This window comes from Reinekea sp. (assembly GCF_046710285.1).
Taxonomy (GTDB): domain Bacteria; phylum Pseudomonadota; class Gammaproteobacteria; order Pseudomonadales; family Natronospirillaceae; genus Reinekea.
Map to the genome: position 1 here is coordinate 25079 of NZ_JBKEGY010000016.1, position 19234 is coordinate 44312.

The following is a 19234-nucleotide window of genomic DNA, read 5'->3' on the forward strand; positions in this document are numbered from 1 at the left end:
TTGCAGAGAGCTTGAATGTTTTTTGACCAAATGCGTGAGCAGTTTTTTAGACCGCTGACCAGCAAATACCGTGAGCAAATTGTTGAGGCATTAAAAGAGCTGTATCGGCGGCTGTATGCAAGCTCCAGTGCCGATTATGGCCATGCCTTAAACCGTGACGATGTTATAGATACCTTCAGTGCCGCATTAGAGCGATCGCCTGTGCTTGCCAGTGAAGATGACGAATTTGAAGGCCGTTTTCGTACAAATCGTGAAAAAGCTAATTGGATGTTATCCCAGTTGCTAGACCATGGCTGGCTTGAGAAACAGGTCGATGAAGCCAACTTACAAAGCTCGTTTAATTTTAGCCGTATGGGCCGAACCTTTACCGAGCCTTTTGTACAAACCGATACATCTTCAGTGCGTACTCGCCACAGAAATACGCGTAATGTACGTAATGCCATGAATTCATTTTTTGAAAATGGCGAAGCCTACGATTTACTCGATGCTTGGGAATATTCAGAAAGCATCATTAGTGATTTCACAGACATTATTGCTGAGTTAGATGAGCGAAAGCGCTCGTTAGTTCGGCAGATGGAAACTCACGCCATGGTGCAACAGGCAACCGAAGATTTTTTCGATTTTATGGAGCGCCGTTTTCAGCCCGACTTAGCGATTCGTTTGTCGGCCGATAACGTTGAAAAATATCGTGACCATATTGTTGAGATTATTCATCAGATACGTAAAAAAGATACAGCCTTTAAGCAGCGAGCCGAACGCCGACTCCGCGAGTTATTGCCAGAATTAGTACAAGAGAATCAATCCGTTTTATGGATAATATTGGAGAGTATTGAAACTCGCTTGCAGGCCGCCAGTGACATCATGTTGCCTGCATTACGCCGCGCCTTACAAGGTTTTACCAAACGAGCCGATCTGATTATTCGGCAAATGAACTACCTTTCAAGTTCAAGCCATAACGATATGGTTCAGGTGTGTCAGCAATTTGTTGAAAAGCCGTTAGACGAGCAAAGTAGATTACTTGAGTTGGCCAGCGAGCGAATGTCTGTGCCGCAATTGGGTTATTTAGATCCTTCGATGATTCGGCTACACAATCGACGCGTGCGACGAGAGTATCAGCTCGATGTCATAGAAGATCGACTTGAAGACTTTGATCAAGGCGCCCGTAAAGAATTAATGGTTCAGCAATGGTTAGACCAAGCTTTTTTAATTAATGATAATCAAGTTCGACAGTATTTGGTGTCTCACCTTACACGCGGTGAAACAGTTAAAACCTCGTCATTACCGGTTAAAACAGCCAGTGAATTACTGTCGCTGTCGCATGCCATTGAAGTCGGTAGTGCGAATTCATTAAGCAGTGAATTTAAGTTTGTTGTTAAGTACATCAATGAAGACCCAGTGCGCAGTGAGTTTTTTGATCAACACGATTTATTCGAAATTAGTTTAACTCACGACGCAGAACATATATTAGAGGAAGCCCCAATTGTTTCAGGAAATTGAACAGCAACTGGAAAAAGCCGGAATCAGTCAGAGTGAGTACTCTGAACTTTTGATTCGCTTAATGGACTACGGCGTGTTGTGTCGTGATGAGAGCCAAACGGAACAAGTACTCTACGATCGCTTTGTGCGACTTAAGGGCTTAGTTGAAGACTATTTATCTATTGTTGGGATTCGTTTAGCCCATGATCAGCGTTTCAACTTTGTACGTTTGTTTCCGCCCGGAGCGGAAGTACCTGGCTTATCAGATCACTTAGATCAGCCGTTTAATGGCGGTTTTAGAGTTCGATTGTCGCAAAATGAAGTGGCCGTGGTTCTGATTCTACGCAGTTTATATGACCGAGCTTTAAGAGAAGGGCAGCTAGACGATCAAGGCTGTGTCTCTGTTTCAATAGAAAACGTTACGCTATCGTTGCGTAACCTATTAAAGCGCACTCTGCCTGAACAATTAACCGACCGCCGTGCTATTTTTAGACGTCTAAAGCAACTGCGTTTAATTCAGTTAAACCAAGATTTAACCGAAGACAGCACCGACCTATGGATCCGTATTAGACCCATGATTATCAGCTATGTGTCTGACGATGTTTTGTCTGCTTTATTAGGTGAAACCAGCGAGCACGCAGTCGGTAACGACGAAGAAAACAATGAAGCTACAGTTGAGCCGATGAATGACGAACTACCCGATACTGAAAAGGAATAACCCATGCATTTAAAGAAGTTTATCTATGTGAATTGGGGCAATATTCCGGTCATGGAATTTGACTTCGGGCCAATCAATTTATTCAGTGGTGGTAACGGTTCTGGAAAAACGACCGCAGCCGATGCCTTGCAAACTATTATGACGGCCGCCCACGATACCTTGTTTCAATACAACCCAGGCCAAGATGAATCAACACAGCGTGGCCGTGGTAAGCAAGTTCGTACCTTAGCCTCTTATGTGCTCGGGTGTGATGATGGCTCATTCGCTCGACTAGACCCAACCGTGGGTTATTTGGCTGCGGTATTTCACCCAACACAGGGAGAATCAGCAGAGCCATTTACGGCCATTATCGGTGTCTCGGCATTTTTAGATAAAGCCGGCGCCACGGCCATTGCTCGTCAATCGGACATTTCGTACTTCATCAGCCCAGGAGAATCTTTAACGAAAGCAGATTTTTTACAAGACATCGATGGCCGTTCACAGGTGGTTCCGCTTGACAAAATAGTTAACCGACTGAGCACTAAGAAAATTGCTGTCGAAAAGTACGACACCAAAAAGCAATATCTACGCCGGCTCTATGCGGTACTTAAAGGCCGTAATGATGCCATAAGCGAACGTGAAGCCATGAATGCCGCGCGCGCTTTTTCTCGCTTTATGGCTTACAAGCCTGTTAAGAGTATTGACGGCTTTGTCGCCCAAGAAATTCTTGAACGTAAAGATTTGGGCGAAGCCATTCGTACCGTTTCCGATTTAATGAAAACGATTAACGGCATGGAAACCGAAGCCAACCGGTTAAAAGCTATAATTGATCGGCTAGGGCGTGCTCGAACTCAAGGCGAAGGCTATGTTGATCGCTGGATTGATTACAATGTTACAGATTATGTAGCGGCTAAATCACGTTACTTAGCCGATCAACAGCGTTACTTATTGGTAAAATCAGAACAGCAAAAAGTTATAAATAATCACGAGTCGCTGATCAATGATATTGAAGTAGCTTCCGAGCGTCGTCGACAAACACACGACCAGTTAGTTTCCATAGAAGCACAGCGCCGTGGAGTTGATGCCCTGCAAGATAAAGACCGCTTTGAAACCAAGGTCAATGAAGCAACTGCGCAGTTGCAAAAGCAAGCGGAACCTTTGTTGCGTCAAAACCACGCCTTAGAACAAACCTTAGCCGCCAGTACAACTTTGCATCAGTTATTACTGAAATCATCTTTAGCCACAGAGATTGAAGGTTTAAATGATAAAGGCTTGCACCAAATGGCCAAAAAGGTGGTGCAGCAAGCAAAAATTGAAGTTGATTTCCAAAGTTTATTGAATCAAGATTGGATCGATATCAGCCCGCTCGAAGCACATCTTGATAGTGCGATGGCACAGCAGGCGTTGTTAAATGAATGGCGTCAACAGTGGTTTGACGAGCAAGTTCAGGCCAGTGGTGTTTCACTGCGTGACCAATCACATCGGTTGGTCGATCGGCGTGAACAGCGCTTGATGCAAGTGCGACAAAATATATCAAGAAAGCAACAAGACATTGACAGTCTAGCGTCAGCGCAAGTTAATTATCCGCATCATGTGCGTATCGCCATAGAGGCAATAAAGCGCGAATGCCCAGAGGCCGATCCCCGAGTCCTATGTGATTACGTTGAAATTTTAGATGAGAAATGGCAGTCGGCTTTAGAAGGCTACATGGCCGGTGCACGTTTTGCGATTTTGGTAGAACCCGATTACGAAGCCGAAGCTATCAGCATTGTACGAGCACTACCGCGTGACAACCGTGCTCGGGTCATTCAGGGTAGTAAAGCAAAGCAAGACGCACAGCGAATAAAGTTACCGGCTAACTCAATAGTCCATTTATTAAAGTTTGATCATGCCATTGCCAAGTCTTATTTGACCGCAAGTTACGGCATGGTAGAGCAATGCAAAGACGCGCAAGAACTACGCGGTACTCGACGTGGTGTCACCTCAGCGGGCCTAGGCAGTGGTGCTTATGCTATGTATCGCTGTGATGTACCTATTGCAGATTTAGTATTTGGCCAAGGCGCACGAGAGCGTGCCCTTGCTGCGAAAAAGTCTGAGTTAAACGATTTAGCTAAGCAAGCAAACGACTTACAAGCTGGCGTTGAAGAAATTCGTCAGCTCTATAATGCGGTTAATAAGCTGGCACACATGCAACATGGCCAACAGATGCGTGAAATGCTTGAAACGCATCGCGAGCTTCGAACCGCTGAACAAGCGTTAAAGTCTCTCGATTTAAGCGATGTTCAAGGCATTGAAGAAGAGTATAAACAGGTTTCGAGTGCGTTGATTGATCTTGATAAAAAGCTTAACGATAACAACGAGCAAAAAGGCAAGCTTCAAGAACGCATAGCTGGCCTCACTAAACAATGTGCCGACCTATCGGAGCGTCAAGAAGAAACTCAGCTGCGCTCAGAAGAAAAAGAAGAGTACTTACGTAAAATTGTCGAGTATTGGCCAAACTTTGATGCCGATGCACGCCTATTGGCCGCCGATGAGCAGGCCGCCGATACCGATGCCGAACGTGAAGAAAACTTACGCAAGTCATTAGAAAGTGAGCTAAATACCAAAGCGCACGAATTGGAAATGTTACTCAAAGAACATAACCAAGAATGTCAGCAGCAAGATGCCATTGAAATTGAAATGAACTATGGCCAGCTTCATAGCTTAGATTTCTTCCGAGGTATGGTGAACTTGCGTCGAGCCATTGACAACGGCTTAAACCGATTGCGTAACAATGTACTGGTCGAAAAGGTTGATCAGCTTGCGAATTTGCGTGAAAGCTTTAATAGCGCCTTTGTGACGAACCTGTGCCACGCCATTTATCACTCGATCAGTGAAGGTAAGCGGGTACTGCAAAACCTAAACAAAGAGCTTGAGCATCACCGTTTTGGTGCAGATCGGGAAAAATATTGGTTCGATTATCAATGGGTACCCGAATTCAAAGAGTATTGGCATTTCTTTGATGAGGTATTCAAAAGTCCGTCTATTGGCGAAGGCAAGACGCTATTTGATACTCAACTTACTGAGCGTTCGAGTAAAATTCGTGATCAGCTAATGGCCATGTTACTCGATGTCGATGAGCAGAAGGCATTACGTGAGTTAGAGCGAATATCCGATTACCGTAACTATCGCAGTTATGAAATTTATAAGCAGCCTGAAGGCAAGCAACCTATTGCCTTATCTCAATATGGCACAGGCTCTGGTGGCCAGCTCGAAACGCCCGCTTATATTATTCGCTCAGCAGCGATAACGTCGGCATTCCGATTCAACGAAGGAGACAGCCACCTACGCATGGTGTTGGTAGACGAGGCCTTCTCAAAAATGGATGAGACGCGATCCAAAGAAGTCATTCGTTATTTGACTGAAAGTCTTGGACTACAATTGTTATTTATAATGCCGACCAGTAAATCAGGTCCTTTTATGGATATGATTTCTAACCAGTTCGTATTTTCTAAAGTACCGCTTAGCGGTGCCAAAGCGCGAGGCGAATTGCAAACGCGGGTACTTGTTGACCGTCAACAATGTAATCGCGAAAAAATTCAAGAATTATGGGCAAATCATCGTAAAGTGATTCGCAAACAAGCAGAATTAGACTTTCTAGAAGGGATATAACTATGGCGATTATTGAAATTAAACACCCATTGTTGGCACATAAAGTCGGCATCATGCGTGAGGAAGGCATTAGTACCAAGCAGTTTCGTGAATTAGCATCGGAAATTGGTAACTTACTTACCTACGAAGCGACCCGAAACCTTGAGACAGATATTGTCGATATTACCGGTTGGGATGGCAGTACCATGCAAGTAGACCGTATTGCCGGTAAAAAGATTACGGTTGTGCCAATTCTACGAGCAGGGTTAGGGATGATGGATGGTGTCTTACAATTGATTCCATCTGCACGCGTCAGTGTTGTTGGCTTATATCGTGATGAAGAATCATTGGAGCCGGTTTATTACTTCGATAAAGTCGTCGAAGATGTTGCAGAACGAACAGCACTCATTGTTGATCCAATGCTAGCCACCGGTGGTTCAATGATCGCCACCATTGATCTGTTAAAGGCTAAAGGCTGTACTTCAATTATGGGTCTGTGTTTGCTTGCGGTTCCTGAAGGTGCTAAAGCTATCGAAGAAAAGCACCCAGACGTTGATATCTATGTTGCCACCATTGATGACCATTTAAACCGTCAAGGTTTCATTGTGCCGGGCTTAGGTGATGCCGGTGATAAGTTGTTTGGTACTCGATAATTAGGTGTTACCCTGCAATACCAATTGCAGGGTGCTTCACATTTATTAACAAATCTTCACGAAATCCTAGCAATTTAAGAAATACCGACTAGATTAACAAGTCAGGTTTGTGCGGTCCGAACTCTTTAAATAAGGTCGCACAGCGTTTTTTTTGTTACATTGAAACAGTAGGTTACTTCGTGGGATTCAAATCTGACAGCATTGCACAAAAACGCATTTTAATTGTCGATGACAATGCTAGTTTTGCGCAGAAATTGGGTGAATATTTAACTCGCAGTGAGTATCAGGTCGAGATTGAAACCGATTCACAGGCTGCCTTAGCTAGAATTAGAGAAGATTCGCCAGACCTTGTCCTTATCGAAGTCGATTTACGCGGCGAGTCAGGCTTAACAATTTGCAAACTGAGCCGTAAGTTTTTTAACGGTGGCATCATTTTAATGAGCCATCGCTTAGATGAACTTGATCAAGTCTTAGGCTTAGATATGGGCGCTGATGATTATATACAGCGCTCAACTCAACAACGCTTAATTTTAGCGCGCTGCCAATCTCTCTTGCGACGCATAGACCGAGTTAATGCCGAAATAGAGAAGGCTAATTCAGGTGAGCGATTGGAGTTTGGCAATTTGTCGATAGATAACGCAATGCGTGAAGCTTGGCTGAATAAAGAAACAATTGAGCTGACCAGCGCCGAGTTTGATTTACTCTGGTTGTTGGCCAGTCATGCAGGTGAAGTGTTAACCCGCGAAGAGATTTTTAGTCAGCTACGCGGAATCGAATATGACGGTCAAGACCGCTCTGTTGATGTTCGTGTTTCGAGAATCCGTCCGAAAGTTGGCGATGACCCTATTCACCCGCGCCGAATCAAAACGGTTCGCTCTAAAGGTTATCTTTTTGTGAGTGATGTTAGCTATTGAGTTTAGTTACTTAATAGCTTCGTATACTTTAAAACCTTTTGTTTGTGCGATGACAGTGACAGACTTGAATTGCGCTTTAATAATGGTCTGATAATTCAAAAAGTCATTCGCGACCCAAACTAACTTGCCACCACGGACAAGCCGATCACTTGCCTGACTAAAAAAAGTCTCAGTCGGGCCATACTCTGTGCGGATACCTTTATGAAAAGGTGGATTAGTGACAATAGCCTGATATGTTTTTGGAGGCAGGGCGGTTGCGTCAGCCGACCAATAAACATTTGCGCGTTGAGCTAGCTTGTTGGCATTTAACGTTGCTTGCGCAGACTCTACCGCTAGTAAATCAACATCATAGGTGTCTAGGTGTGCTTGTGGGTATCTCGTTAATAATTCTGCTGCCAAAACACCAGAGCCACAGCCCATTTCTAAAAAATCACCAGATTTCAGATCAGGTAAATGCTCCAAGAGTACCGATGTGCCGGTATCTAGTTTTTTTGCACTAAATACACCGGGTAATGCCGAAATAGAAAGCTCGTTATGTTGATAATGCGTCCAGAAATCCTCGATTGTCACACCTGGCTTAGGTGTGAGCACAAAGAGTGCACAATGTCTGGCAGTGTCTATTTTTTCGCATTCGAACATACCTTTTAGTCGCTTCGCTAAGCTTTTGATACCACCATCATTCTCACCGACGACCCAAAGCTGCTGCGTACCGCTTAATGACTGTTGAATTTGGTACAGCCACCAAAGTAGCCGTTCCTTTGCTTTCGGGTAAAAGAGAACATTTAATTCAGCGGTGGGCCACGTGGCTTGCTTGGGTTTTAACGGCGACGTGCTAATTGCATTAAGCGAGAAGCTCTTTGAATTATTGCTTAACCAAGGAATTGAATCAGGAGCGTCGAAATAATGACAAGAAACCGCTTCTAGCTCGGGTCGATGGCGTTCGAGCATTTGTAGTGTTGGGTGCATGTGAATATCTTAATAAGAAAAAGATAAGTGTAACAAAGCTCTTGCAATGAATCAGCGTTTAAACTGATCGTTTATGGCCTTATAACGCTCGAGTGCCGCTTTGTCGATTAACGGTTGACCGTTTTGTTTAGACGAAGGTATTAAATTTTCACGTAAGTATCGTTTAAGCGTAATGTTCGACACATTCAAGAAAGTTGCGGCTTGCTCAATGGTTAAGAATTCACTTGGCATTTAATTATCTCCGGGCAAAAAAAACGGACACTGAAACCAGTGTCCGAAATCATGGGGCAGAGCCCACATGGGAGTAGTCACCATACTGCTGCTGCTACGATCAACAGTAATAATGAATATAGTCGATATATTTCATTTCGCATTTAGAATTCTAAAGATTGGAAGACTGCAGAGTCTAAAAAACTGACTATTTTTCAAGCAGCCTCCATTTTGCTCGCTTTCCGAACAGTCATTGGTTGGGAAATAACTATTAGATTAATTGGTTATAATAAATAGAGTTGATATTCGAAAGGCAGGAGAACGTGATAGTTGCTTGATTGCGCTGAGTTTCGACTTATTTGGATCCCTCACAATTACATGGTTTGTACGTAAGATTCTGGATGTTATTCGGGCGATTGTCGTTTTTAGTGACGAGGCTGGTCGATTTTAAGGAAACATTTCTCGTTTCTCGTTTCTCGTTTCTTGAATCGTGAATGCCCTTGGGCGCAATAAAGATACAACTCAAAAAAAACATACTCGTAATAACATACAAATATCGAGGCAGACTTCACCTTAGATACCAATAAAGATTTAGAATTATCTGAGTTAAGTAGATTCAAAACATAACCTAGTTACAACACCCAAATTTGATTGCAATCAAGATCGTTGAATTCTACCAAAATTTAGCGAATTTCCTTCTTTTGTATAGCGCTGAAACTGCTAATTATTTAGTGGATTAATATGTCTATAATCTGGGCCGAAAACTGCGAACACTTCACAAATAATTAAAGCTCAAAGTTTGAAATAGTTAACCATTTTTTAAACTTTTAAATTAGAACGCGATTGCTACTTTGACAGCGACACATTTCAAAAATATTATCAATTATTTTGAAATTAGTAAGATATGCCTTTTAAATGAAGAAAATTTGTACTTTTTTAACATTAATTGCTCATTTTGTGCTCATTTTGTTTGCAATTTGATTTAAGGAAGCTAAATTAGGTTTCCATCGATGACTTATTTTTATTCGATCATTTCAGTGCGTGAACAAACGAGGGAAATTTTATGGCAGCTGCCAAGAAGAAAGCCGCAAAGCGCGGACCAAAGACAACAACTAAACCCGCTACAAAGAAGAAAGTTGTAGCGAAAAAATCTAAGCCTAAAGCGGCTAAGAAACCAGTTAAAAAAGCGGCGGCTACGAAGCCAGTTGCAGCAACAAATAAAGCAGTAACTACTGCAGCGAAAGCTGTTGAAAAAGCGACAGCTGGCGTTAAGAAAGCTGAAACAGCTCTTAGCAGTGCAATGACTAAAAAAGCCGCTGTTGCTAAGAAAAAGAAAACTGCCGCTGTGAAGCGTCAAGCTGAAGCTGCAAAAACTGCTGTTGATAAAGCACGTGCAGCATTGACGGCAGCAAAAGGTGTTGCTAAGACTGCAGCATTCAACTTAAAAGTTGCTGAAGTTGAAGCAACAGTTGAAGCAGCAAAAGCAAAAGCGGGTGAGCGTGCCGTTGAATTCGCGTCAAATCTTGAGTCTAAGAAGTCAGCTGAACTTGAAAAAGCCGCTGCTGCTTTTGAAGCAAAGTGGCTTGCAGCTCGTGCTAAAGCCGATGCGAAGAAAGTAAAAGCTTTCGAAAAGAAAGAAGATAGCAAAGTTAGCGCAACCGCTAAAAAGGTTAAAGCTAAAGTTTCAGCGTTAAAGAAAGCTAATAGCGCGAAGCCTGCTAAAAAGAAAGCAACAAAGAAAGTAGCTAAGAAGAAGTAATTTCACTTCTCACTTATAAAAAGGCTGCGAATGCAGCCTTTTTTGTTTATAGGTACCTCGAATCCCGCCATTGTTCATGTATTTTTATCATTTTGTGATAATATCCTCAGCGATTTACGTCTAATGCAGTCATATCATGAAAAACATTCTGTCTATTGATACCTCAGGTGAATATTGCTCTATTGCATTGCTGACACCAGAGCAAAATTATACCTTTCATCAGCACCGCCCAAGGGAGCATGCCAATATACTTTTGACTGAGGTTGAGAAGTTGTTAACTCAGGCAGAAATGAGCATTCAACAACTGGATGCAGTGGTATATGGTCGGGGTCCAGGTTCTTTCACGGGAATTCGAATAGCCGCTGGCGTTGCGCAAGGAATAGCCATGGCCGTCAAATGCCCAATTATTCCTGTTAGTACCTTACAATCGTTGGCGTGGTCTGCGGCACAACAGAATATAGCTTCTAGTTGGGTAGCATTAGATGCGCGAATGTCAGAAGTTTATTTTGCAGTTTATAAGTTAAACAACGAACGCGTACCAGAACTTGATACTGCTGAAAGGGTATTACCTCCAAAACATATTACTGAAACGTTATCGGATGGCAGCTCCCTAATAGGCAATGGCTGGAAAGCAGGTTATGAACTCTCCCCAAAAATTGCCGAAGCAGTGGAAACATCCGACATTCACATCTTGGTCCCTAACGCACTCGATTCCGCGCAACTCGCTTTAGCGCTGTATCAGCAAGATAAGTCAGTTGCAGTGAGTCCGGAGTTGGCTTTACCAACCTATTTGCGCGATAACGTTACTTGGGATAATAAGCCCAAAGTAGGCAGTTAATACTCATTGATGACTTATCAATGAAACTTTATTTAAAGAGGAAGCTATGTCTGAAGTTCAATGGATAGTCCTGGCGTTAATTCAAGGGTTCACCGAGTTTTTGCCTATCTCAAGTTCAGGTCATTTAATATTGCCTGAGCAGTTACTGCACTGGCCTCGCCAAGGGCTGGCGTTTGATGTTGCCGTTCATTTAGGTTCTTTACTGGCTGTCGTGATTTACTTTCGCAAAGATATTGTTGCCATGACCATGAATTGGTCTCTGAGTTTGATGAAAAAACCTCACGATGTACACTTAGCTCGCTTAAGTTGGTTTATTGTACTGGGCACTGTTCCTGCTGTGATTTTCGGTGCGCTGCTCAAAGACGTCATTGAAACTGTTGTCCGTGATAATAGTGTCTTAATTATTGCCTGTACCACGGTTATTTTTGGATTGCTGTTGTGGTATGCCGATCATAAAGCAAAGCAACAACACACCCTGAGCGACCTAACTCTTAAGAGTGTGGTTTGGATTGGCTTCGCACAGGCTGTTGCACTCATACCGGGTACGTCGCGCTCAGGGATAACCATGACGGCAGGGTTAATGGTCGGCTTGAAAAAAGCAGATGCAGCACGTTTTAGTTTTTTATTGTCGATCCCAATTATCCTAGCTGCTGGCTTGTTAATTAGTCTAGATATCGTGCAATCAACTGAACAATTTGACTTCTCTGCTTTGATCTATGGCAGTGTCATCTCATTTTTCAGTGCATTGGCGTGTATCGTTTTATTCCTAAAGTGGATTGAACGAGCTGGTTTTTTACCCTTTGTCATTTATCGGCTTATTTTGGGCGCTATTTTGTTTTTTGTTTACTTTTCGTAACCAGTACTGGCGAAAAAGTAAAACGGCGCTAGAGTAGAGTCATTACAGTTTCGGGCTTGAGTTTATTATGCAAATACAAAGCGCATCTATTCCTACGTTGGCCGCGCAGGCTAAGCCAGCTGCATCCAATAGGCAGCAACCACAAGCGGAAACTGCTCAAGCAAGGCCTAGCCCGGCTGCTGATAACAAACCTGACGCACGGGCCGTAAGTCAAGATAGAACAGAAACTGCCAGTAACACGCAATTCGCGCCTGTGAGTGCACCCACTTCTAGTAGCGCATCAAACGGCTCCTATGCGACCAACCGTGACGGTGCTAGTGCTAGTGCTAATAAACCCATTAATCAATATCAGCAAATGGCACAGCAGGGCGTGAGCAATGCTAAAAATGCTCAATCTGATCTTTTTGGTGTCGATGTCTACGTTTAGTCGCTGTATTGCCCTACAATATCGGGGAAATTAATTTACAGCGCATTAAATAAATGACCATCAAGTTACTCAACCTAAATTCAAATCAAAGCGAGCTGCGCGAACGATTTGATTGCCTAACTAAACTACCTTGGATTTCAGCCTCCGAAACGCCTGATGATCAGCCATTTTTACTTTTTGATCATAACCACTTAGCTATTGCAGATGTCGATTGGCCAAAAATTAAGCCGGTCAGTGTCGATTTTTTATCAAACGCCGCATCACATCGTCGGCTTCATGGTGGCGGTGCAGGGCAAGCCGTGGCTAAAGCCATAGGTCTCAATAAAAACAGATCACTGAGAGTATTAGATGCAACGGCAGGCTTAGGTCGAGATTCCTTTGTCATGGCCTCACTGGGTGCCCAGGTGCTTATGTATGAGCGACACCCGGTCGTCTTTCAGTTACTCAATGATGGACTGATGCGATTCAAAGCCAATCGTAGTGAAGAACTAGCAGACCTTTCCCTGAGGTTGGAACAAGGTATTTTTTTTGATTCATCAGAAGCCGAGGCTTTTGCCCCTCAGGTTATTTACTTGGACCCTATGTTTCCAAGCCGTGAAAAATCTGCCAAGGTCAAAAAAGATATGGCTTTGTTTCATGATTTAGTCGGAATCGATGCAGATGCCGACAAACTGTTAGAGCCTGCAATTGCATTAGCAGAGTTTCGTGTCGTGGTAAAGCGGCCTAAACAGGCACCTTATTTGGCAGGGAAAGTGCCGACTACCTCGCTCGTTGGCAAGAGCAGTCGGTTTGATCTCTATACTAAGAAGTCGATCGTTTCGTAACTTGCAGAATGTTATACCAAATATCATCTGGCATAACGGAACCGGCTTTATTAATGACCATGGTGATATTGTCACTGTAGGTTAGGTTGCCGGTCTCATTGGTGGAGATAGCGCCTCGCTTTTTCATCGTCATGATAAAGTTCTTAAATAGGGCTTTGTCAAAAAACTCTGGCGCATCTAAGCCATTAAGTAATGAAAGCCTTTGAGCCATTTGCTGCGATTGATTCTCCAAAACAGTTTGACTGCATTCACCTTTACCGAAACGAACTAAAACAGATAAGGTTAATAAGTAGCGCTCCAATGTTGGCAAAATGATATTTGCTAGATACTGTAACTGTAAGCTCTTATCAAAGGTCTTTTCAGGCGGGCAAAATAGACCATCAACATTGCGACTAATTAAATTCAGGCTGAGTAATCGTTCAATAACTTCACTGGCTTGGCTGATCGTGTCTTCATCGCTGCTATCAATGAACAGCTCACTGCGAATATAAGGATGTATTAGCATAATTAGTTCAACCATATCTTCTTTGCTGATGCCTTCACTGCGCACCACTAATGCTGCAACCAATGAAGGCAGAGCGAAGAGATGTTGGATGTTGTTTCGATAGTAAGACATTAGAATGGTGTTGTGACTGTCAAGGCCATAAATATCGCCAAACTTTTGTGGAATAAGTCTGAGGGTATTCATCTTTACGGCATAGTCGACCCATTCTTTTGGCGTACCTGTTGGCAAGGTGACTAGAGAGCCATTGAGGTTGTCTTTGTTTAGCTCGACCAGAATTTCCAGTTGCTGATGTAACAGAGTCGACTCAATGGCTTGCTTTGGCGTAGAGAGCAACGCCGTAGCAACTAAGTTGATTGGGTTTAAAGCGGCCGCCGCATTGATTTTGGTGACTACTTTCTTTGCTAGCAAGTCTACAAATTGGAACATCCAATCTGGCTTGTCTTCTGGCCCATATGCTTTATCTCGCCATTGCGGGACCTCTTGGTCTAGCTCATCGTTTAAACGAATAGCTTCGCCAAAGTTTAAGTAAACATTGCCATAGTTCTTTAGATGTTTAACGGTTTTAACAAGGTCAAATAGATTCTCTTTTTTCTTCACCTTGCCTTTTAACTCGCCTAGATACGAATTACTTTCAAACACTTTTTCATAGCCAATATAAACCGGAATAAAGACGATAGGGCGGCTATTGTCGCGTAAGTGACTCTTCACTGTCATTGCCAAGGTGCCGGTTGCAGGGTTACGCATGCGGCCCGTTCGGGACCGACCCCCTTCGACAAAGTATTCGACTGGGTAGCCGCGCTTAAACACCGTATGGATATACTCGTTAAAAACGGTGCTATAAAGTTTATCACCGCCAAATTTACGGCGAATAAAAAATGCCCCGCCGCGTCTTAAAATATTGCCGACAATGGGCATATTTAGGTTTTCACCTGCAGCAATATGAGGCACGTTTAAGCCATTACGGTGCAATGAATAACTTAATAGCAGGTAATCTATGTGGCTGCGGTGGCAAGGTACGTAAACTATTTCATTATCTTTCGCTAACTCACGGACGGGTTCAATTCCGTTTAAAATGATGCCGTTATAAATTTTATTCCACAGCCGAGTCAAAATAATATCCAACACTCTAATCGTGTTATATGACACGTTCGCAGCAATCGTCAACGCATGTTTACGCGCGACAGAACGAGAACGCTCGGGACTAACAGACTTACCTGAAGAGTGAGCAGCGATGGCTTTACGTACCGGCTCTGAATTTAAAACTTGGTCAATGATGACGCGTTTATGCGATAAATCAGGACCAATCACGGCAGTGCGTACATGGCGGAAATGCACTCGAAGTACTCGAGCAACTTTGCGTGTGATTTTTGAAGTATCTTCGCTTTCATCGAGTAGCTGTCGAAGTGATATGGGCGAGTTAATTTCTAAGTAGGTATCACGACCGTTAAAAAGCACCGTTAATAGCTTTCTAAATCGGCCAACAACGGTCCAGTTAGAGCTCAATAGCGCCGATAAAATAGTACTCTTAGTATCTGCTGCGCGGCCCCAGTACAAGGCAATAGGAACGAGTAGTATATCTTCTTCTGGGTTAACGGCTAAGTAGTCAATGAAGGCTTGAATACGAGGAGTAATGCTTTGATGACTACGACGTAGAACTGACTTTCTCGGGTGAACCGTTAACAAAGCCTTCTCATCTTCAGTGGCGGTTATTGCCATGCGTTCATGTAGGCCAGCAAGACCAAGTTGTTGCAGCTGATAGTCAACGACAAGGGCATCGGCTGTAGATTGATGTTCAAGCACATAAACGCAATGCTTTGCCTTTTTAATGCGCTCAAGGTCAGTGTGGTGAGGGTTCTCACCAATTCTCACCCACCAAAATAATACTTTTTGAACTAACTGACGAAATTTAGCTTTAATGGATAACATGAAACCACAGTACCTTAACAAAAGAGGAGGCTATTTTACGGGTTTTTAGCAACTGACACTACTTTAATAGTGAGGCGGTGGAGTATCGGTGATCTCCGGCGATATCTGATCTTTTAGCTCAAGGTGCTCGTTGAGTAAATTTTGCACAACTCGTTCAAGCTTATCTATTTGCATCTGTTGGCGGCTAATTACGTCATTTAGCTGATCAATTGTGTCATCCATGTGGGTAATACGGGTTTCGAGCTCCACTAACTGGTTTGAGTTGTTCATTTACAATATCTTTCCTAATAAATGTGATACGTTGCAAAGTAGGTGGGAATTTTGGCATTATGCGAAGGATTTCGCCAATTTTAGGTGTAAATAGATATAACAAAACACAAATGGCTGATATTTAGCCTAAATAAGTATTCTAATAAAGTAAGACATCTGTCATTAAATAGTGAGTAAAAACATGAAGTTGAAATTATGGTTAGTTAAAATCGCGGTGAGTTTATTGGTGGCTCTGGTTGCCCCGATCATTATTGCGGCCGCAATATCATTGATTCCGGAATTGAAGTTGTTAACGATTGCAGAGCTTGTCTCTACGTCAATGTCCGGTGCAAAATGGGCGGCATACATCAGCGTCGTCATTGCTGCATTTATTTTGGTGCTATTAGCACAAGTCATTGCCGGACCTTTGGTCGCTCAATTTGAAGAAGATGATCGCGAAGAAGGTGCGGTTAAGTGGTTTAACGTCAGTAAGGGTTTTGGTTTTGTCACTCGTGAGAACGGCGAAGATGTGTTTGTTCACTTCCGCTCTATTCGTGGGCGTGGCCACCGTTCATTGCAAGAAGGTCAGCGTGTTCGCTTTGGCGTTGTCGAAAGTTCCAAAGGTTTGCAAGCTGAAGATGTAACTATTTTACGTCAAAAATAAGCTAGCTTTTGTAAAATAAGCGAGTTATTTAAAAAAGCCAAGTCATCGCGATTTGGCTTTTTTATATTAGGTCTTCCAGATTATTTGAGTGATAGAGGCATCGGGGGCAATACTAACCCAGGCATCCGCATCTTGGCTTTGATCCCACCCGCCAGCCGTTACTCGAACCTCTTTGCTCAGTGTTTGAGCGGCAACCTTGCCCCAGGTAAGGTCATCTTGCCAAGGTAACTCATGGCTGTTGAGCCAAATGCTGGTAAAACCATCGGCAACACGGTCATAGATAATGCCTTCGTAGCGTTTATTTTCATGTTCAAAATTAAAAGGAAAGGCTTGTTTTGGCATACCTTTAACTTTTTTTGTTTTGGTCACTTGTGTGAATAATTGGCTGAGCCACTCCAGTGATTGCTCAACATTGATGTCTGCGATATAAATTTCTAAATCGGGTGGCTTATTCATGTTGCAGGTCTGACCTTAATAATCGATTTGACCATTGTATCACTTGTCTGAAGCCGAATTCGAGGAAAGCAGGTAATATAGAACTTTAAATACACTTAAGGCTAAGTAACCGCGTAGGGCAATTAGGCCGCCAAGGCAAATCAGCGCCATTGAAAAAAGTGCGGCAATTTCTTTTCCGAGGCTATCGGGGAAACGCTGGTCAGCAAGAATCAAAAGCATAAAACCACCGGAAAATATAAAGCCGCCGGTGGTGAATCGCTGCAGTGCCAACCGAGGTGCCTTGATTTGCCTTTCAAGCCACGCAGTAAGCTTTTCCTTATTCGTCACTATTAGAGCCTTAAATCATGAAAGGTTTGTGCGTATGATAGCTGCCCAAACGTTAATTTTATAGAAAAAGACAATTATGAGTTCAGCTACCTTCGATTTAACCTGTGAATTAATTTCACGCGACTCCGTAACGCCAGAAGATAAAGGCTGCCAGCAGTTAATGGCAGACCGTTTAGCGGCAGTTGGCTTTACCAATGAACACATGCGTATCGAAGATGTCGACAATCTTTGGTCGACTCATGGCGAGGGTGGCCCGCTGCTGGTCTTTGCAGGGCATACCGATGTCGTGCCAACAGGAGACCTTAGCCACTGGACACATCCGCCTTTTGAGCCGACAGTCGTTGATGGCTTGGTGTATGGCCGTGGAGCCGCAGATATGAAAGGCTCATTAGCAGCTATGGTAGTTGCGACTGAACGCTTTGTGACCGATTACCCTAAGCATAACGGCCGAATTGGTTACTTAATTACCTCTGATGAAGAAGGCGATGCCTATCATGGTACGGTTGCTGTTATTGAACGGCTAATGGCTCGCGGAGAAAAAATTGATTGGGCGCTGGTAGGGGAGCCTTCTAGTACGGCTAAAGTTGGCGATACCATTAAAAATGGTCGCCGTGGTTCAATGCTCGGTTACTTAACGATTAAAGGTAAACAAGGTCATGTGGCTTATCCACATTTAGCGAAAAACCCTGTGCATTTGGTTGCGCCGGCTATTGCGGCTTTATCAACTGAAGTTTGGGATCACGGTAATGATTACTTTCCGGCCACTTCATTCCAAGTGTCAAATATAAACTCTGGAACAGGTGCCACTAATGTAATTCCTGGTACCGCTGAACTCATGTTCAGTTTTCGTTTCAGTACAGAAGCTACCGCTGAATCTTTACAGGAACGGACTCGAAAATTGCTCGACGGTTTTGATTTTGATTACGATCTTCGTTTTGAAGTCAAAGGTCAGCCATTCTTGACTGAGCAGGGCGCATTGGTCCAAGCTGCGATTCAAGCCGTAACTGATACCGTAGGCTATGAACCAGAGCTATCAACGGCCGGTGGAACCTCTGATGGTCGTTTTATTGCGCCAACGGGTGCACAAGTACTCGAGTTAGGGCCTTTAAATAAGACGATACATCAGGTAGATGAGTGTGTCAGTGTCGACGATCTCGACAAGCTCACCGAAATTTACTATCAAATAATGGTTAATTTATTGGCTTAACTTTTTAATTAACGTTGATTTTCGGGGGTGTTGAAACTGAAGATCGACGTCTATCAACGTGATGTTGTTTATTCGTTAAATAGGTCGAAATATGATCAAACAGATATTGGCGTTTTTTGAGTCGGCTCAAGAAGAAGCGGGCAATGACTTAACCGTTGACGATGCCGCAGCGGTATTGTTAATTGAAATTATGATGGCTGACCATGAAATGGAACAGCGTGAGCGGCAAAGCATTGCAACCATATTAGCAAGGCGCTTAGCTGTGCCCGAAAGCGAAATTAATCAATGCATAGAGGCGGCGATTGACAGAAGGCAGTCGAGCTATGATTTGTATCAATTCACCAAGGTGATCAACGATAATTGGCAAGAACCAGAGCGATATGAACTTATTGTAGATTTGTGGCGTGTTGCCTTCGCAGATGGCGATTTAGATAAATATGAAGATCAACGGATTCGGCGTGTCAACGAAGCGCTGCATTTGCATCATTCCCATTTCATCAAAGCCAAAGCAGAAGCCCAAAATAACCTTTAAGTTATAGTAAATTTAGTCGATATCTCTGGCAAGATTGCGATATTCTAGCAAAAGTAAGAGATATCCCATTGCTATTGGCTTACAACATATTAGAATTGATTGATAAAGTATTGGCACT

General features: G+C 43.3%; 19 protein-coding genes. 13 read left to right on the forward strand and 6 right to left on the reverse strand.

Annotated elements, in window-relative coordinates; genetic code table 11:
- The first annotated feature begins 15 nt into the window (after positions 1-15).
- The 5 genes from ACI882_RS11985 (at position 16) to ACI882_RS12005 (ending at position 7370) form a co-directional block, all read left to right on the forward strand.
- On the forward strand, positions 16-1497 hold the full coding sequence (locus ACI882_RS11985) for a Wadjet anti-phage system protein JetA family protein (protein ID WP_411743983.1): 1482 nt from the start codon (positions 16-18) through the stop codon (positions 1495-1497).
- Entirely contained in the window at positions 1481-2194 is a 714-nt protein-coding gene (locus ACI882_RS11990) for a DUF4194 domain-containing protein (protein WP_411743982.1), read from the forward strand. The genes ACI882_RS11985 and ACI882_RS11990 overlap by 17 nt, the downstream gene beginning before the upstream one ends.
- Positions 2195-2197: 3 nt before the next feature.
- On the forward strand, positions 2198-5824 hold the full coding sequence (locus tag ACI882_RS11995; RefSeq protein WP_411743981.1) for an ATP-binding protein: 3627 nt from the start codon (positions 2198-2200) through the stop codon (positions 5822-5824).
- Between the two features lie 2 nt (positions 5825-5826).
- Complete coding sequence (upp, locus tag ACI882_RS12000) at positions 5827-6456, forward strand: uracil phosphoribosyltransferase (protein WP_411743980.1); 630 nt, start codon at positions 5827-5829, stop codon at positions 6454-6456.
- Between the two features lie 179 nt (positions 6457-6635).
- A complete protein-coding gene (locus ACI882_RS12005; protein WP_411743979.1) occupies positions 6636-7370 on the forward strand; it encodes a winged helix-turn-helix domain-containing protein in 735 nt (244 codons plus the stop codon).
- A 6-nt stretch (positions 7371-7376) separates the two neighbouring features.
- On the opposite strand, the gene ACI882_RS12010 is transcribed toward ACI882_RS12005, so the two are convergent.
- Both ACI882_RS12010 and ACI882_RS12015 read right to left on the reverse strand, forming a co-directional pair.
- Positions 7377-8336, reverse strand: a complete 960-nt coding sequence (locus ACI882_RS12010; protein WP_411746630.1) for a methyltransferase — start codon at positions 8334-8336, stop codon at positions 7377-7379.
- Positions 8337-8387: 51 nt separating this feature from the next.
- Positions 8388-8567, reverse strand: coding sequence for a helix-turn-helix domain-containing protein (locus ACI882_RS12015; RefSeq protein ID WP_411746631.1), 180 nt, complete (start codon positions 8565-8567; stop codon positions 8388-8390).
- Positions 8568-9609: 1042 nt separating this feature from the next.
- Between ACI882_RS12015 and ACI882_RS12020 the strand changes: the two genes are divergently transcribed.
- The 5 genes from ACI882_RS12020 to ACI882_RS12040 all read left to right on the forward strand — a co-directional run bounded on the left by ACI882_RS12020 (position 9610) and on the right by ACI882_RS12040 (position 13250).
- The gene (locus ACI882_RS12020; RefSeq protein WP_411746632.1) at positions 9610-10305 is read left to right on the forward strand and encodes a hypothetical protein; all 696 of its coding nucleotides are present in this window, start codon (positions 9610-9612) and stop codon (positions 10303-10305) included.
- A 136-nt stretch (positions 10306-10441) separates the two neighbouring features.
- Positions 10442-11143 (forward strand): tRNA (adenosine(37)-N6)-threonylcarbamoyltransferase complex dimerization subunit type 1 TsaB, encoded by a 702-nt coding sequence (tsaB, locus tag ACI882_RS12025; RefSeq protein ID WP_411746633.1) that lies wholly within the window; start codon positions 10442-10444, stop codon positions 11141-11143.
- A gap of 46 nt (positions 11144-11189) precedes the next feature.
- The gene (locus tag ACI882_RS12030) at positions 11190-11999 is read left to right on the forward strand and encodes an undecaprenyl-diphosphate phosphatase (RefSeq protein WP_411746634.1); all 810 of its coding nucleotides are present in this window, start codon (positions 11190-11192) and stop codon (positions 11997-11999) included.
- A gap of 67 nt (positions 12000-12066) precedes the next feature.
- On the forward strand, positions 12067-12426 hold the full coding sequence (locus tag ACI882_RS12035; protein WP_411744454.1) for a hypothetical protein: 360 nt from the start codon (positions 12067-12069) through the stop codon (positions 12424-12426).
- A 53-nt stretch (positions 12427-12479) separates the two neighbouring features.
- Positions 12480-13250 carry a class I SAM-dependent methyltransferase gene (locus tag ACI882_RS12040; protein ID WP_411744455.1) on the forward strand — a complete coding sequence of 257 codons (771 nt, stop codon included), beginning with the start codon at positions 12480-12482 and terminating at the stop codon, positions 13248-13250.
- On the opposite strand, the gene plsB is transcribed toward ACI882_RS12040, so the two are convergent.
- The gene (plsB, locus tag ACI882_RS12045) at positions 13228-15681 is read right to left on the reverse strand and encodes a glycerol-3-phosphate 1-O-acyltransferase PlsB (protein WP_411744456.1); all 2454 of its coding nucleotides are present in this window, start codon (positions 15679-15681) and stop codon (positions 13228-13230) included. The two genes, ACI882_RS12040 and plsB, sit on opposite strands and share 23 nt — an antisense overlap.
- Positions 15682-15744: 63 nt before the next feature.
- On the reverse strand, positions 15745-15951 hold the full coding sequence (locus ACI882_RS12050) for a SlyX family protein (RefSeq protein WP_411744457.1): 207 nt from the start codon (positions 15949-15951) through the stop codon (positions 15745-15747).
- A 181-nt stretch (positions 15952-16132) separates the two neighbouring features.
- Here ACI882_RS12050 and ACI882_RS12055 point away from each other — a divergent pair, with 181 nt between their 5' ends.
- The gene (locus ACI882_RS12055; RefSeq protein ID WP_411744458.1) at positions 16133-16594 is read left to right on the forward strand and encodes a cold-shock protein; all 462 of its coding nucleotides are present in this window, start codon (positions 16133-16135) and stop codon (positions 16592-16594) included.
- A gap of 66 nt (positions 16595-16660) precedes the next feature.
- Here the strand turns inward: ACI882_RS12055 and ACI882_RS12060 are convergent, their stop codons facing one another.
- Entirely contained in the window at positions 16661-17050 is a 390-nt protein-coding gene (locus ACI882_RS12060; protein ID WP_411744459.1) for a hypothetical protein, read from the reverse strand.
- A gap of 39 nt (positions 17051-17089) precedes the next feature.
- The gene (locus ACI882_RS12065; protein ID WP_411744460.1) at positions 17090-17377 is read right to left on the reverse strand and encodes a hypothetical protein; all 288 of its coding nucleotides are present in this window, start codon (positions 17375-17377) and stop codon (positions 17090-17092) included.
- Positions 17378-17453: 76 nt separating this feature from the next.
- On the opposite strand from ACI882_RS12065, the gene dapE reads away from it, so the two are divergent.
- On the forward strand, positions 17454-18584 hold the full coding sequence (dapE, locus tag ACI882_RS12070; protein WP_411744461.1) for a succinyl-diaminopimelate desuccinylase: 1131 nt from the start codon (positions 17454-17456) through the stop codon (positions 18582-18584).
- 91 nt (positions 18585-18675) lie between these two features.
- Positions 18676-19116: a TerB family tellurite resistance protein gene (locus tag ACI882_RS12075; RefSeq protein WP_411744462.1), complete on the forward strand. Its 441-nt coding sequence runs from the start codon at positions 18676-18678 to the stop codon at positions 19114-19116.
- Positions 19117-19234 lie beyond the last annotated feature (118 nt).